Consider the following 14,681-nt stretch of genomic DNA (forward strand, 5'->3'; position numbering starts at 1 on the left):
CATGAGTCCACTGTTTGATGTGCGGGACACATGAACGTTTCGCCGACACCCCTGACGGCGAGTTGAACAGTGCCCCGAGTGTGCTCGTGAGTCGCCGCTCCCCACAGCGTGTGACCCATTGACCCGAGCTCAATGGAGCCATCCTCGGGGACGGCCTGACCGTAAACCACACTTAACTGGTCTCGTTTTCACAACATCACCGCATGGCGAAAACCCGAAATCCGGACAAACGGATAGGAGACAGACACGTGCGAAACGGACTGTTAGTTCATCTTCCGGATTGTCACGGTCGGTATACGGACACCGTGGACACTGGAACGCAACAATCCGGTTGACAAACGCCGACAACCCCTCCCCCACGAAACCGTGGTGGAGGGGTTGTCGGTGGAACGGCGGCCCGGCCGGGCCGGCTTACGTCACTTCCCGGACTTGGCGCGCGACGCGGTGCGCGAGCGCTCCTTCTGGTCCAGGACGACCTTGCGGATGCGGACGGCCTCCGGGGTCACCTCGACGCACTCGTCGTCGCGGCAGAACTCCAGGGACTGCTCCAGGGAGAGCTTGCGCGGCGGAACCACGTTCTCCGTGTTGTCCGCGGAAGCCGCACGCATGTTCGTGAGCTTCTTCTCCTTGGTGATGTTCACGTCCATGTCGTCGGCGCGCGAGTTCTCGCCGACGATCATGCCCTCGTACACCTCGGTGCCGGGGTCGGTGAACAGGACGCCGCGCTCTTGCAGGTTGATCATCGCGAACGGCGTGACCGAACCGGCGCGGTCGGCGACCAGCGAACCGTTGTTGCGGGTGACCAGCTGACCGAACCACGGCTCGTGGCCCTCGTGGATCGAGTGGGCGATACCCGTACCGCGGGTGTTCGTCAGGAACTCCGTACGGAAGCCGATGAGGCCGCGCGACGGGACGACGAACTCCATGCGGACCCAGCCGGAGCCGTGGTTCGACATGTTGTCCATGCGGCCCTTGCGGATGCCCATGAGCTGCGTGACCGCGCCCATGTGCTCCTCGGGGACGTCGACCGTCATGCGCTCGACCGGCTCGTGCACCTTGCCGTCGATCTCCTGCGTGACGACCTGCGGCTTGCCGATGGTCAGCTCGAAGCCCTCGCGGCGCATCTGCTCGACCAGGATGGCGAGCGCGAGCTCACCACGGCCCTGGACCTCCCAGGCGTCCGGGCGCTCGGTGTCGAGCACGCGGAGGGAGACGTTGCCGACGAGCTCGCGGTCCAGACGGTCCTTGACCTGGCGGGCGGTGACCTTGCGGTCCTTGACCGCGGACTTGGCGTCCGCGCCCTTGCCGCTGCCGCCGCGGCCGACCATCGGGGAGGTGTTCGTACCGATGGTCATGGAGATCGCCGGCTCGTCGACCGAGATCAGCGGAAGCGCGATCGGGTTCTCCGGGTCGGCCAGGGTCTCGCCGATCATGATGTCGGGGATGCCGGCGACCGCGCAGATGTCACCCGGGCCCGCCACCTCGGCCGGCTTGCGGGTGAGCGCCTCGGTCATCATCAGCTCGGTGATGCGGACGTTGGACATGCTGCCGTCACGCTTGATCCACGCGACGGTCTGGCCCTTGCGCAGCTCGCCCTGCTCGACGCGGAGCAGCGCGATGCGGCCGAGGAAGTTGTCGGCGTCCAGGTTGGTGACGTGCGCCTGGAGGGGGGCCTCCTCGTCGTACACCGGGGCGGGGACGTGCTCCAGGATGGTGGAGAAGAACGGCTCCAGGCTGTCGCTGTCCGCGGGGACGGTGCCGTCCTCCGGCTTGGTCAGCGAGGCGACGCCGTCACGGCCGCAGGCGTAGACGATCGGGAACTCGATCTGGTCCTCGGTGGCGTCCAGGTCCAGGAAGAGGTCGTACGTGTCGTTGACGACCTCGTCGATCCGGGAGTCCGGGCGGTCCGTCTTGTTGATGCAGAGGATGACCGGCATGTTCGCCTGCAGGGCCTTGCGCAGGACGAAGCGGGTCTGGGGCAGCGGACCCTCGGAGGCGTCCACCAGCAGGACGACGGCGTCGACCATCGACAGACCGCGCTCGACCTCGCCACCGAAGTCGGCGTGGCCGGGGGTGTCGATGATGTTGATCGTGATCGGGGCCCCGCCGTCCTTGGGGTGATACTTCACCGCCGTGTTCTTGGCGAGGATCGTGATGCCCTTCTCACGCTCCAGGTCGTTCGAGTCCATCATGCGGTCGTCGAGGTGCTGGTGGGCGGCGAAGGCACCGGCCTGCTTGAGCATGGCATCGACGATGGTCGTCTTGCCATGGTCGACGTGGGCGACGATGGCGACGTTACGGATGTCGTGGCGCGTGGGCACTTCGGCGCTTCTCCCGGGATCGTGGATGGCGGCGCGTACGGTCCGGCACGCGCGCCTCGACCGGGCGGAAAACCTGCCACGGCCTTACCCCATCGTACGTCGCGTGGCGGGAACCGCCTGCCGGGGGGTCTGTCAAGAGGCCGGAAGGCTGAGGAGGGCCGGGTACGGGGTGGGGGGTTCCCGGCCGTGGGTGGTGCGGGTAATGCCGCGGGTCAACGGGTATGGAACGACCTTGCCCGCCGGAGATCCGGCGGGCAAGCGACTTGAGTCACATCTGAGCTTGTGAACCGAAGCTCAACCTGTCCGGCCCCGTTTTGTCACTTCTTCTTCTTCACGTCTTCCTTGGCGGCCGGCGGCTTCTTCCAGCCGATGTCCTGGAAGCGGGGGGTGCCGAGACCGAAGGCGCCTGCGTTGGCCAGGTTGGTCTTGGCGGCCACCAGCTCGGGCCGCTGGTAGAGCGGGATGGACCCGGCGGCGGCCCAGATCCGGGCGTCCGCCTTGCGCATCAGCTCGCGCGAGGCCTCCTCGTCCAGCTCGCCGAGCGCCTGGTCGAAGAGCTGGTCGATGTGGTCGGTGCCGACGCGGGTGTAGTTCTGTTCGACGAGGAGCGAGCCGTCGGCGGCCGGCTCCGGCTTGGCGAAGATCGGGCGGGCATCGGTGGCCGGGTAGGCCGTCGCCGGCCAGGAGTACAGCGCCAGGTCGTACTGGCCCGAGGCGATGTGGTCCTTGAAGAAGCTCTCGTCGGCGACCTTGGTCACCTCGGTGTTCACGCCGACCTTCTTGAGCATCTGGGCGATCCGCTCGCCGACCGTGCGCAGGGCCTCGGAGCCGGGGCCGGCCGGGAGGACGAAGCGCAGGTTCAGGGCCTTGCCGTCCTTGGCGAGCATGTTCCCGGAGGTACGGACCTGCTTGGCCGGGGCCGGCGCCGGGGAGGCGCTGGCGGCCTTGCCCGGGTCGGGCGCCTGGCCGTCACGGGCCGGGCTCCGCTTGTCGTCGTCCACGGCGCCCGGGTCGGCGGCCTCGCCCTCCTGGCCCGACGGGTCGATCCGCTCGCCCCGCCGGCCCTGGGGAGACGTTTCCGCGCCCGTCTTGATCGCGGACTCCACCACCGGGATCCCCCGGTCCAGGCTGTCCCCGTTGCGTCCGTCGGTCTCGCCCACGATGTACAGGCCGTCGTTGCCGGTGCCCGGACCCGAGGGGGTCTTCGAGTCGTCCTGGCCCTCCTCCCCCTCCGGGCCCGCCTTCGCGCCCGGAGGCTCGGTGATCTTGCCGCCCCGGCGCCAGCCCGCGTCCGCGAGCAGGGCCTCGGCCGCGTGGAGGTCCTTGCCGCCGAGCGCGTCGCTGTTGTCGGCGTACGCCCGCTGCCCGGCCAGTGCCACGTGGCTGCCGACCGGCTTCGCGGGGAGGCCCAGGGGCTTCAGTACGATCTCGGCCAATTCCTTGCGGTCCAGGGCCCGGGCCACCGCCCGCCGGACCCGCTCGTCGGCCAGCGGGCCGGCGGCCCCGTTCATGGCGAGCTGCGTGTAGGCCGGCTCCAGGGACTTGCGGACCGTGAAGGAGCGCAGGGCCGACTGCTCGTCCGCGTAGTTCTTGGCCGCCTCGGCGTTCTGTGCCCGGGCCTCGCGCTCCGTCGCCGCCTTGCCCTCGTCGGAGCCGTACGCGAGGGCCCAGGACAGCGTGGCCTGCGCCGGGGTCATCGCCGCGCCCGGCCCGTGCGCAGCGGTCCCGCCCGGGCCCGGGCTCTTCGCCGCGTCCCGGTGGGCCAGCGCGATCCGGTCGGCGCCCGCGCGGTCGACCTCCGCCAGGTCCACCTTGCCGGCGGCCAGCGCCGCCGGGCGCTGGCCGCGCGGCACCGCGGTCAGGACCAGCGAGTCCAGCTTGGCCGGCCGGCCCCACCAGCGGGCGTTGCGGGTCAGCGCGGCGGTGCCGGTCTTCTTGTCGATGGCCCCGAGGTTGAACGGCCCGGCGGTGACCTTGATGGTGCCGCGGGCGCCCTCGTTGAAGGCGTCCGGGGTGCCGGTGACCTGCTTGGGGTAGAGCGGGGAGAACAGGGAGCGCCAGTCGGTGTACGGCTTGTTGAAGGTGACCTTGACCTCCAGGTCGGTCTTGCCGCGCTCGATCTTCTCGATCCGGTCGTACCCGGCGTTGCGGGCCGTCCAGTACGCCGAGTCCTTGCCGTTCAGGGCCCGCCACTGCGCCACGAAGTCGGCGGCGCCGATCTCGCGGCCGTCGCTCCACACCGCCTGCTGGTTCAGCTTGTACAGGACGACCTGCTTGGGCTCGCGCTCGACGACCTCGGCCTTCTCCAGGTAGTCCGGGTTGGCCACCGGCCGGCCCTTGTCGTCGAGGACGAACAGCTGCGGCAGCACCGCCCCGGCGATCCGGGTGGTGGTGGCGTCCGCGTCGGCCTGGAAGGCGTTCAGGGTGTCGGGGAGGGAGTCCACGGCCCAGCGCAGCACGCCGCCGTCGGCGACCTTGTCCCGGGCCGTCGACGCGATGTCCTGTCCGGCGGCCACCGGGCCGCCCTCGTCGTCACCAGAGCCGCAGCCCGCGAGCAGCGGCAGTGCAAGGACTCCCGAGGTCAGGAGCGCCAAGGACCTGCGCCTTCTCTGGGACATGGGTGGTACCTCCGGGGCGGGGCGCGAAAGGGGCAGCTTGATCACGTTTGGCGGTATATGGAGCTGATCACACTGGGTGCCGCAACACACTGAAATCCACAGCCCGCCGCAGCTCTCGCAGCCGGCCCTCGCCACGCCGCGAACCCCACCCGTGCGGACCAATCCGGCTTGCGCCGCGGACGGGCGTTCGCTCGTAAGAGGGATCAAACTGGGAGCAGGGAGGGCGCACAGATTGCGCCTGCGCGCCCGCAATCGCTGCACGTCCCTTCACAACCGGGGACGGGAGGCGCGACACTCGCAGGCGCACATGAGCGTTGCCACCGCAACCAGCGGAAGTGAGGGCAAGTCATGTCCCTGCAAGACGATTTGACCGCCGTACGACGCAACCTGAACGAGCTGGTCCGCTCGGTGGAACGGCTGGAGCAGGACATCGCCCGGCAGTCTCCGGCCACCTCGCGGGCCCCACGGCAGGAGGGGATGGTCCAGGTCCCGGACGCCCCGTACGACAGCTCGCTGTGGAAGGACGTCGACGACGAGGGTCTCGGCGCCCGCGACCGCCGGGCACCCTGACCCCGGCGGGCGCACCCGCGCGCCAGCGCTCCGCGCCCGCGCACCGCACCCCCGCACACCCCAGCACCCCACCCGGCCCAGCCGTCCGCGGCTGGGCCTCGTGGGTCACCCCTCATCACTCCACCCGGAGTCCCCTTTGGCCACAGGCACGGAACCACCCCGGCAGCTGACCGGCGTCCACGACGCCTCCCGGGCCGCGATCTCCGCCCGGCACCTGCGCACCGACCGGTGGTGGCTGGCCCCCGCCGTCACCGCGGCCGGGCTGCTCGCCTTCATCGTCTACTCGACCTGGCGGGCCTTCGCGAACGCCGACTACTACGCGGCCCCGTACGTGTCCCCGTTCTACTCCCCGTGTCTCGCGGAGAACTGCCAGGAGATGCGCGGCGGCCCGAACCTGGACCTGTTCGGCAGCTGGTGGGGCCTGTCCCCCGCCCTGCTGATCCTGGTCTTCCCGCTCGGCTTCCGGCTGACCTGCTACTACTACCGCAAGGCCTACTACCGCGGCTTCTGGGCCTCGCCGCCCGCCTGCGCCGTCGCGGAGCCGCACGCGAAGTACACCGGCGAGACGCGCTTCCCGCTCGTCCTCCAGAACATCCACCGGTACTTCTTCTACGCGGCGCTGCCGGTCGCGGGCATCCTCACGTACGACACGGTGCTGACGTTCCGCAACGGAGCGTACGAGTGGGGCCACATGGGTCTCGGGACACTGCTGTTCCTCGTCAACATCGCGCTGATCTGGGCCTACACCCTGTCCTGCCACTCCTGCCGGCACATCATGGGCGGCCGCCTGCGCCACTTCTCCAAGCATCCGGTGCGCTACCGGCTGTGGGGCTGGGTCAGCAGGCTCAACACCCGCCACATGCAGCTCGCGTGGGCCTCCCTGATCAGCGTCGCCCTGTGCGATTTCTACGTGTACCTGCTGGCCAGCGGCACCTTCACCGATCCGAGGTTCTTCTGAGATGGCTCAAGTCGACCGGCAGCAGTGGGACGTGGTCGTGGTCGGTGCGGGCGGCGCCGGCCTGCGGGCCGCGATCGAGGCCCGCGAGCGGGGCAAGCGCACGGCCGTGATCTGCAAGTCCCTGTTCGGCAAGGCCCATACGGTGATGGCGGAGGGCGGGATCGCCGCCTCCATGGGCAACGTCAACGAGGGCGACAACTGGCAGGTGCACTTCCGCGACACCATGCGCGGCGGAAAGTTCCTGAACCAGTGGCGGATGGCGGAACTCCACGCGAAGGAGGCGCCCGACCGGGTCTGGGAGCTGGAGACCTGGGGCGCGCTCTTCGACCGCACCCCGGACGGGAAGATCTCCCAGCGCAACTTCGGCGGCCACGAGTACCCGCGCCTCGCGCACGTGGGCGACCGGACCGGCCTGGAGCTGATCCGCACCCTCCAGCAGAAGATCGTCCAGCTCCAGCAGGAGGACTTCAAGGAGTACGGGGACTACGAGGCCCGGCTCAAGGTCTTCCAGGAGTGCACCGTCACGAGGGTGCTGAAGGACGGGCAGAGGGTCTCGGGGGCCTTCTGCTACGAGCGCGAGTCCGGCCGGTTCTTCGTCCTGGAGGCCCCGGCGGTGGTCCTGGCGACGGGCGGGATCGGCAAGTCCTTCAAGACCACGTCCAACTCCTGGGAGTACACCGGCGACGGCCACGCGCTGGCCCTGCTCGCCGGGGCACCCCTGCTGAACATGGAGTTCGTGCAGTTCCACCCGACCGGCATGGTCTGGCCGCCCTCGGTCAAGGGCATCCTCGTCACCGAGTCGGTGCGCGGCGACGGCGGGGTGCTGCGCAACAGCGAGGGCAAGCGGTTCATGTTCGACTACGTCCCGGACGTGTTCAAGGAGAAGTACGCGGAGTCCGAGGAAGAGGGCGACCGCTGGTACGAGGACCCCGACCACAACCGGCGCCCGCCCGAGCTGCTCCCCCGCGACGAGGTGGCCCGGGCCATCAACTCCGAGGTCAAGGCGGGCCGCGGTTCCCCGCACGGCGGGGTGTTCCTCGACGTGTCCACCCGGATGCCGGCCGAGCGGATCAAACGGCGGCTGCCCTCCATGTACCACCAGTTCAAGGAGCTGGCGGACGTGGACATCACCGCCGAGCCGATGGAGGTCGGCCCGACCTGCCACTACGTGATGGGCGGGATCGCGGTGGACTCCGACACCGCCGCCACCGTCGGGGTCCCCGGCCTGTTCGCGGCCGGCGAGGTCGCGGGCGGCATGCACGGTTCGAACCGGCTCGGCGGGAACTCCCTCTCCGACCTGCTGGTGTTCGGCCGGCGGGCCGGACTGCACGCGGCCGAGTACGCCGACGGCCTCGCCGGAGCGCTGCCCGCGGTCTCCCGGGCGGAGGTCGACGCGGCCGCGGCGGAGGCGCTGGCCCCGTTCCACGCCGCCGAGGGCGCGGAGAACCCGTACACGCTCCACCAGGAGCTCCAGACGACCATGAACGACCTGGTCGGGATCATCCGCCGCGCGGGCGAGATGGCCGAGGCCCTGGAGCGGCTGGCGGGTCTGCGCGTACGGGCGGCCCGGGCCGGCGTCGAGGGGCACCGGCAGTTCAACCCGGGCTGGCACCTCGCCCTGGACCTGCGGAACATGCTGCTGGTCAGCGAGTGCGTGGCCCGGGCGGCCCTGGAGCGGACCGAGAGCCGGGGCGGGCACACCCGGGAGGACTGCCCGTCGATGGAGCGCACCTGGCGCCCGGTGAACCTGCTGTGCCGTCCGGTGGAGCCGGCGCCGCAGGACCCGGCCGCCGACCGGATCTCGCTCGTGCGGACCCGTACCGAACCCATCCGCCCCGACCTGCTCGCGCTCTTCGAGAAGGAAGAGCTGGTCAAGTACCTCGCCGAAGAGGAGCTCTACGAATGAGTACGTACGACGCGAGCTTCCGGATCTGGCGGGGCGACGCGGAGGGCGGGGAACTGCGGGACTTCACCGTCGAGGTGCACGACGGCGAGGTGGTCCTGGACATCGTCCACCGGCTCCAGGCCACGCAGGCCTCGGACCTCGCGGTGCGCTGGAACTGCAAGGCCGGCAAGTGCGGTTCGTGCAGCGCGGAGATCAACGGCCGGCCGCGGCTGATGTGCATGACGCGCATGTCCACCTTCGAACGGTCCGAGACGATCACGGTCACGCCGCTGCGCGCCTTCCCGGTCGTCCGGGACCTGGTGACGGACGTGTCGTTCAACTATCAGAAGGCGCGCGAGGTCCCGGCGTTCGTGCCGCCGGAGGGGGTGGCTCCGGGCGCGTACCGGATGCAGCAGGTGGACGTGGACCGCTCGCAGGAGTTCAGGAAGTGCATCGAGTGCTTCCTGTGCCAGGACACCTGCCACGTGGTGCGCGACCACGAGGAGAACAAGCCCGCCTTCGCCGGTCCCCGCTTCCTGATGCGGGTGGCGGAGCTGGACATGCACCCGCTGGACGCGGCGGCCGAGGCGGGCCTGGACCGCAAGCGCACGGCCCAGGAGGAGCACGGGCTCGGCTACTGCAACATCACCAAGTGCTGTACGGAGGTCTGCCCGGAGGGCATCAAGATCACCGACAACGCGCTGATCCCGCTGAAGGAGCGGGCGGTGGACCGCAAGTACGACCCGCTGGTGTGGCTGGGCAACAAGATCCGCAGGCGCGCTGATCTGTAGCACCCCCGGCCGTTCGCTTCGCAGGACACAATGCCCCCTGGGAAAACGTCGCATGACGTGATGTCAGGGGGCTTTGCGGTGCGGGTGGGGGACGAACTGGCCGGCCGGTACCGGCTGGAGCGGCGGCTCGGCCAGGGCGGCATGGGCGAGGTGTGGCGCGGGCACGACCTGATGCTGGACCGCTCCGTGGCGGTCAAGGTGCTGCTGGAGGCGGCCACGAACGACGAGGTGGTCGCGCGGTTCAGACGCGAGGCCACGATCGGGGCGCGGCTCCAGCACCCCGGGATCACCGTGGTGCACGACGTGGGGCAGCAGGACGGCCGGCTGTTCATCGTGATGGAGCTCCTCTCCGGCGAGGACCTGGCCGCGGTGCTGGCGCGGGACGGTGCGCTGGCGGTGGACCTCGCGGTGGAGCTGGCCGCGCAGACGGCGGAGGCGCTGGCCGTCGCACACGAACAGGCCGTGGTCCACCGGGACCTGAAGCCGGGCAACCTCTTCCTGCTGCCGGGCCGGCGGATCAAGATATGCGACTTCGGCATCGCGCACTCCGCGGACGCGACGGCGGGCTGGACGGTCACGGGCCGGATCATCGGCACCCCCGCGTACATGGCCCCGGAGCAGTGGCGGGGCGAGCGGGTGGGCGCGCGGTGCGATCTGTACGCGCTGGGGTGCGTGCTGTACGCGCTGGTGAGCGGGGCGCCGCCGTTCGGGCAGACCGAGGGGCCGTACGTCCTGATGCACCGGCACGTCGCGGAGGCGCCGCTCCCGCTGCGCGAGGCGGGGACACCGGTGCCGGCGGAGCTGGACCGGCTGGTGCTGGCCCTGCTGGCGAAGGACCCGGCGGACCGGCCGGAGTCGGCGGAGGCGGTGGGCAAGGCCCTGCGGGGCCTGCGCGGGGGCGAGGACGGGGACGGCCCGGGCCCGGGATACGCCCGGCCCGGGCCCGGGCCCGGGCCGGTGTCCGGCCAGGAGCCGGGACCGGGGCCGGGGGCGGGATCGGAGGCCGGGGGCGAGGAGGCGCCCGGACCACGGCCCGGACCAGAGGCCGGAGCCGGGGCCGGGGCCGGGCAGGTGCCGGGGCCTGGCTTCGGCACCGGGCCGGTGGCCCGGGTGGCGGCCGCTCCCGGGGCGGCCGACGGTGTGGGTCCCGAGGTGCGGGAGTTCGTACGGGGGCTGCTCGCCGAGGCGGAGGACGCGCTGCGGGAGCTGCCGGGTGGCGCGGACGCCCGCGTCGAGGTGCTGGCCATCGCCGCCGACGCCGCGGCCCGCTTCGACGCGGACCTCGCGGCCCGGCTGCTGGCCGACGCCGAGCGCGCGGCGTGGGCCGGCGGCGGGGGCGACGGGGCCCGGGTGGCCCGGCTGCTGACGGTGCTGGCCCGGAACACCGCCCCGCACGCCCCGGCGCGGGCCCGGCGGCTGCTGACCGACGCGCAGCAGGCGCTGTTCACGGTGCCCGGCTCGCGGCGCGAGGGTCCGCTGCGCGCGCTGGCGGAGGAACTGATCAAGGTGGCCCCCGAACAGGCCTCCCGGATCGCCGGGTACCACCTCGGCGGGCGCCCGGCGCCCGGCGGGCTCCGTGCCCGGATCGAGGCGGCCCTCGCCGCGGAGCGGCCCGAGGAGGCCGAGCAGCGGCTGACCCTGATCCAGGACCCGGGCCAGCGCGCGGCCGCCACGTACGACACGGTGCTGGCCGTCGCCCCGCGGGATCTGGAGAGCGCCCTGCGCCTGAGCGAGCGGATCGGTTCCGCCGGGGCCCGGCTGCTGGCGCTGTGTCAGGTGGCGCGCGACCGCGCCGAGGCCGGGGACGCGGCGGGCGGTGCCCGGGCACTGGAGCAGGCCGAGGAGGAGCTTCCGCGGTTCCTGGAGGAGCGGGCGGCCTGGCTGCGCGAGGAGGCGGCGCACCACGCCGAGCAGGGGCGGCTCGCGACGGCCGAGCGGCTGCGTACCCAGGCGGACGCCCTGCTGCGCCACCACCCGGAAGAGGCCGCCGACGAGAAGGCCGCCCACGCCCTGTCCACGCTGGCCGAGGCCCGGGCCGGCGTCCGGCAGGCCGCCCTGCGGCCGCTGGACCCGGCGGCGGCCCGGGAGGGCGCCGGCGCGGCCCGCGCCCTGCCGGACCCCGCGGTACGGGCCCGCGCGCTGGTCCGTACCGCGCGGGAGTGCCTGGCGACGGACCGGATGCCCTGGCTGGCGGAGGCGTCCGCCGACGCGGGGGCCCCTCCGCCGCCCGGCACGACGGCCCTGGGCGGCCGGGACACCGGGCCCGCCGTGGCCCCCGCGGCCCCCGGGATCCGTGCCTGGCACACGGGCGCGCGGCCCGACGCCCTGTACGCCGCCGGGGCGCACGTGGTGTGGCGGTCGGGGACCGAGGTGGGCTGCGTACGGGCCGACGCGGGCACGACCCGCTGGACGGCGTACGCCGATGAGGGCACGTCCGCGCCGCCGCTGCCCGGGGCCGGGTCGTTGCGGGTGTCCTGCGTGGCCGACGCCGCCACGGTGTACGTGGACGTACGCCGGGACGATGGGCCGGGCGCACGGATCGTGGCGCGGGAACCGCGCGACGGGCGGGTGCGCTGGTGGCGGGACCTGCCGCGGGACGGGCTGCTGCGCGGTGCCGGGCCGGTGCTGGTGCACGACGCTCAGGGCGAGCTGACCGTACTGCGCGCGGCGACGGGCGAGGTGGAGTGGCGGCGCTCGCTGCCGGAAGGCACCCGCTCCCTGGCGGCGGTGGGCGACTGTCTCGTCCTGGGGGACGACCTGTGGCTCCAGGGCGTGCACCTGCCGAGCGGGCGGCGGCTGTGGGCCACGCTGCGTGACTCCCCGCTGTGGCGATCTCCTCCGCTCGACCGGACGGCCGGAGCGCAGCCGCTGCACCTGGTGGACGGCATGAGCCTGCGCGCCCTGGAGCGCGGCAGCGGCCGGGAGATGTGGGAGTGCACTCTCGGGGCTCCGGCGCAGCGGCTGCTGGTCGAGCACGGCGTGGTGTACGCGGCGGCGCGCAGCGTCTCCCAGGGGGACCTGGTGACCGCGTTCGACGCACGGACGGGGAAGCCGCGCTGGCAGCGGACCGTGATCCGGAGCGAGGGTAGGGAGTGCGCGCTGGAACTGCTGGGGCTGCGGGCGGGCGGGCTGTACGTGAAGGCCGCCCGCGGGGGCCGGCGCGGGCGGCTGGGCCGGCAGTCGGGGCCGTTCGTCGCCGTCCTGGACCCGGTGACGGGCAAGCCTCGCCGCCAGTGGGAGCAGCCGGAGCTCGCCGACGGGGACACCCTGCTGGTCGGAGACCGGCTCGTCCTCTCCCGCCCGGAGCTGTCGGCGTACGCCCTCCCTTAGGTCGTGTCGTCAAAGTCCCTCCCCCAGCTGCCGCTGGGAGGTGCCCCCACCGCGTCGATTCCCTCCTCCGCCGTGCGATCGCACGCACCAGACCCCGCCAGCCCCGCCCTTCGGGCGGCCGACGCTACTTTGACGACACTCCCTAGCCGGCCCGCTCCGGGTGCGGGCAGACAGGGCCGCCCATACCCTCCCAAATGTGATGCCGCCCAGGAGCAGGTCGAAGCGACGCACCACCGCCGGGATATCCGTACGGGTCGGGCTCGCCCTGGCCGCCGCGCTGCTGGGGCTCGGCGGCTGGGGGGTGGCCGGGGCGCCGGCCGCCCGGGCCGAGGATCCCGTCACGCTGTCCGGGCAGGGGCAGATCACCGACCGCGTGGGCGCCCTCGGCGACCGGACGGCCGCCGTCACCGCCGCACTGGAGAGGCTGTACGCGGGCCACCGGATCCAGCTCTTCGTGACGTACGTGCACGACTTCTCCGGGCGTTCCGCGCAGAGCTGGGCGGACGCCACCGCGCAGAAGAACGGCCTCGGCCAGGACGACGTGCTGCTGGCGGTGGCGACCGGGGCCCGCCAGTACGCCTATTCGGCCGATGTCGACTCCGGTTTCACCGCGGCACAGCTCGCGGACGTCGCCCGCACCGCCATCGAGCCCGCGCTGAGGCAGAACGACTGGGCGGGCGCCGCGATCGGCGCCGCCGACGGGTACGCGGCCGTGCTCGACGGGAAGCCCGTGCCGGTGCCGGCCATCACCCCCGGCGTGGCGAACCCGGGCGGCGGCGAGGGCGAGGGCGGCGGGGCCGGGGACTACGTGCTCCCGGTGGTCGTCGTCGGCGCGGCGGGCGCCCTCGGGGCGTACGCGTACCGCCGCCGCAAGCGCGGGGGCGGCCGGGGCGGCGGCTCCGGTACGACGGGCTGGGGCGAGCAGCCCGCGACCACGACCGCGCTCCCGCTGCCCGAACTGGACGCCAAGGCCAAGGCCCTGCTGGTGGAGACCGACGACGCGATCCGTACGAGCAACGAGGAGCTCGGCTTCGCGTCCGCGCAGTTCGGCGACGCGGCGGTGACCACCTTCACCGCGGCCGTGGCCTTCGCGCAGAGCGAGCTGACGGCCGCGTTCCGGCTGCGCCAGCAGCTCGACGACGCGTACCCCGAGGACGATCCGACGCGGCGGCGGATGCTGGACGAGATCGTGGCCCGCTGCACCGAGGCGAGCCGGCGGCTCGACGCCGAGTCGGCGGACTTCGACCGGCTGCGGGACCTGGAGAAGAACGCCCCGCAGGCGCTCGCCACGGTGGAGGCGCACTTCCGTGAGCTGACGGGCCGTACGACGACGGCCGGGGCGACGCTGACCGCGCTGGCCGGGCGCTACGCGGACTCCGCGGCGGCGCCGGTGGCCTCCAACGCCGAACAGGCCGAGGACCGGCTGCTGTTCGCGACGACCAGCCTCGGCGAGGCCCGGGCGGCGATCGACGGCGGCGACAACGGGAAGGCGGCCGTGCACGTACGGGCCGCCGAGGGCGCGGTGGACCAGGCGGCGACGCTGGTCGACGCGGTGGAACGGCGGGCGCAGGAGTTGGCGGAGGCGGCCGGGAAGCTGCCGGGGGCGCTCACGGAGACGGACACCGACCTCGCCGACGCGCGCGGCCTGCTGACCGGCACCGCGGAGGGGGCCTCGACGGCGGACCTGCGCGGCCGGATCGGCCGGGCGGAGGCGGTGCTGGCCGACGTTCGACGGGAGCAGGCGGCCGGCCGGTACGACCCGATCGACGCCCTGCGCCGGGTGGAGGAGGCCGATGCCGTCCTCGACGAGGCGCTGGCCGGGGCCCGGGAGCGCGAGACGGGCCGGCAGCGGGCGGCCGCGCTGCTGGACCAGGCGGTGCTCTCGGCGCGCAGCGCGATCGGCGCGGCGACGGACTACATCACCACCAGCCGGGGCGCGGTCGGCAGCCAGGCCCGTACCCGGCTGGCGGAGGCGCAGCGGCACATGGAGCGGTCGGCGGCCCTGGCGGGCTCGGACCCGGCGGGCGCGCTGGCGGAGGCGCAGCGGGCGGACGGGCTGGCGCGGCAGGCGCAGGAGTTGGCGGAGCAGGACGTACGGGCGTACGAGAACCCGTACGGCGGGCAGCGGCAGCAGCGCGGGGGCATGGGCGGCGCGGTCCTCGGCGGGATCATCCTGGGCGAGATCCTGGGCGGCGGCCGGGGCCGGGG

8 protein-coding genes are annotated in these 14,681 nt (G+C 72.9%); 6 read left to right on the forward strand and 2 right to left on the reverse strand.

The genetic code is table 11. The annotated features are described in order from the left end of the window. Positions 1-416 precede the first annotated feature (416 nt). The gene (gene typA / locus ADK52_RS23155) at positions 417-2,321 is read right to left on the reverse strand and encodes a translational GTPase TypA (RefSeq protein WP_053691760.1); all 1,905 of its coding nucleotides are present in this window, start codon (positions 2,319-2,321) and stop codon (positions 417-419) included. A gap of 317 nt (positions 2,322-2,638) precedes the next feature. Continuing rightward, a complete protein-coding gene (locus ADK52_RS23160) occupies positions 2,639-4,939 on the reverse strand; it encodes an ABC transporter family substrate-binding protein (protein WP_053691761.1) in 2,301 nt (766 codons plus the stop codon). Positions 4,940-5,287: 348 nt separating this feature from the next. On the opposite strand from ADK52_RS23160, the gene ADK52_RS23165 reads away from it, so the two are divergent. The 6 genes from ADK52_RS23165 to ADK52_RS23190 all read left to right on the forward strand — a co-directional run. Further along, positions 5,288-5,509 carry a hypothetical protein gene (locus ADK52_RS23165; RefSeq protein ID WP_053691762.1) on the forward strand — a complete coding sequence of 74 codons (222 nt, stop codon included), beginning with the start codon at positions 5,288-5,290 and terminating at the stop codon, positions 5,507-5,509. 136 nt (positions 5,510-5,645) lie between these two features. Continuing rightward, positions 5,646-6,467, forward strand: coding sequence for a hypothetical protein (locus ADK52_RS23170; RefSeq protein ID WP_053691763.1), 822 nt, complete (start codon positions 5,646-5,648; stop codon positions 6,465-6,467). 1 nt (position 6,468) lies between these two features. Then, positions 6,469-8,373: a fumarate reductase/succinate dehydrogenase flavoprotein subunit gene (locus ADK52_RS23175; protein ID WP_053691764.1), complete on the forward strand. Its 1,905-nt coding sequence runs from the start codon at positions 6,469-6,471 to the stop codon at positions 8,371-8,373. Further along, entirely contained in the window at positions 8,370-9,143 is a 774-nt protein-coding gene (locus ADK52_RS23180; RefSeq protein ID WP_030153366.1) for a succinate dehydrogenase/fumarate reductase iron-sulfur subunit, read from the forward strand. Before ADK52_RS23175 ends, ADK52_RS23180 begins: the two co-directional genes overlap by 4 nt. A 60-nt stretch (positions 9,144-9,203) precedes the next feature. Continuing rightward, complete coding sequence (locus ADK52_RS23185; protein WP_159046012.1) at positions 9,204-12,473, forward strand: protein kinase domain-containing protein; 3,270 nt, start codon at positions 9,204-9,206, stop codon at positions 12,471-12,473. A gap of 199 nt (positions 12,474-12,672) precedes the next feature. Then, on the forward strand, positions 12,673-14,681 hold a 2,009-nt coding region (locus tag ADK52_RS23190; protein ID WP_053691766.1), incomplete at its 3' end, for a TPM domain-containing protein.

It is taken from the genome of Streptomyces sp. WM6372, from assembly GCF_001279655.1.
Classification (GTDB): domain Bacteria; phylum Actinomycetota; class Actinomycetes; order Streptomycetales; family Streptomycetaceae; genus Streptomyces.